At 54.5% G+C, this 1,243-nt stretch carries 2 protein-coding genes; both read left to right on the plus strand.

Annotated elements, in window-relative coordinates:
* Positions 1-71: 71 nt before the first annotated feature.
* The gene (locus CER19_RS29375; protein WP_014717988.1) at positions 72-374 is read left to right on the plus strand and encodes a transposase; all 303 of its coding nucleotides are present in this window, start codon (positions 72-74) and stop codon (positions 372-374) included.
* A gap of 8 nt (positions 375-382) precedes the next feature.
* A complete protein-coding gene (locus CER19_RS07700; RefSeq protein WP_370706148.1) occupies positions 383-1,207 on the plus strand; it encodes an IS3 family transposase in 825 nt (274 codons plus the stop codon).
* The last annotated feature ends 36 nt before the right edge of the window (positions 1,208-1,243 follow it).

Here is a 1,243-nt window from a genome sequence, read left to right on the forward strand (position 1 = left end):
TGAACTGGCCTAATGATTTTGGACACTTCAATCGGGCGTTATGATAGCGCCCAAATCTGAGGTGTTTGGATATGCGTAAATCTTATTCGAGTGAGTTCAAGCTCAAGGCTGCCAGCATGGTGCTGGATGAAGGCCAGCCGGTTACCGAGGTCTGTGCCAGCCTAGATATCGGCCCCACTGCTCTACGCCGCTGGGTCGATCAAGTGCAAAAAGAACGCCTGGGTTCGACCCCGGTAGGGGCCAAGGCGATTACCGCTGATCAGCGAGAAATCCAGAGGCTCAAAGCCCTACTCAGGGAGAAAGACCTGGACATTGAAATCCTAAAAAAGGCCAGTGCTCTCCTGCTTTTGGACGCCAAAGATCATTCACGCTGATCAATGAGCTGGACGAGCAATACGGCGTTAAAAGGTGTTGCCGGGCGTTTGGGATCAACCGCAGTAGTTTCTACGCCTGGCGCCAGCGCCAAGGCAGAGCAAATCCTGAACGGGACAAGCTCAAAGCCGCGCTGGTCAAGCACCACAGGGCGTCCAGAGAGTCGGCCGGCGCACGTACTTTGTCCAAGGAGCTAAAAGCCAAAGGGCATCGTATCGGACGTTATATGGCTCGCAGTTTGATGCGCGAAGCTGGCATCGCTAGTCGTCAGCGCAGGCGCCATAAGTACAAGTCGCCGGGCGTTGAGGCATTGGTGGCGCCGCACGTGCTCAAGCGAAAATTTGATGTAACGGCGGTTAACCAGGTGTGGTGTGGCGACGTGACTTACATCAAGGTCGGCAAGCGATGGATGTACTTCGCCGCCGTTCTGGATTTGTACGCTCGGAGGATCGTGGGTTGGTCGTTCTCGATGATTTCTGATGCCAACCTGACCTGCGAAGCGCTACGCATGGCGGTTGAGCTACGCGGCCGCCCCCAGGATGTGTTGTTTCATTCAGACCAAGGTTGTCAGTACACCAGTCATAAATTCCGAAACGAGCTTGTGAAACACGGATTTAGACAAAGTATGAGCCGTAAAGGCGAGTGCTGGGACAACGCCCCCATGGAGCGTTTCTTTGGTAGTTTGAAATCAGAGTGGGTTCCTGAAACGGGCTACAAACTGGAACATGAGGCCCGGGCAGACGTGCAGCGCTATGTCTCGCGCTACAACATCAGCAGGCCTCACAGCTACAACGACTACCGGTCGCCGGTCGCAAAGGAAAGGTTGGCGGCGTGAACCTTAATCGGTGTCCAAGATTACTTGACCAGTTCA

It is taken from the genome of Pseudomonas sp. GL93 (assembly GCF_003408955.1).
Lineage (GTDB): Bacteria > Pseudomonadota > Gammaproteobacteria > Pseudomonadales > Pseudomonadaceae > Aquipseudomonas > Aquipseudomonas paracarnis.

What these genes read in the sequence shown, in the direction of transcription:
- CER19_RS29375 (WP_014717988.1), top strand. Translation starts at nt 72, where the DNA reads ATGCGTAAATCTTATTCGAGTGAGTTCAAGCTCAAGGCTGCCAGCATG.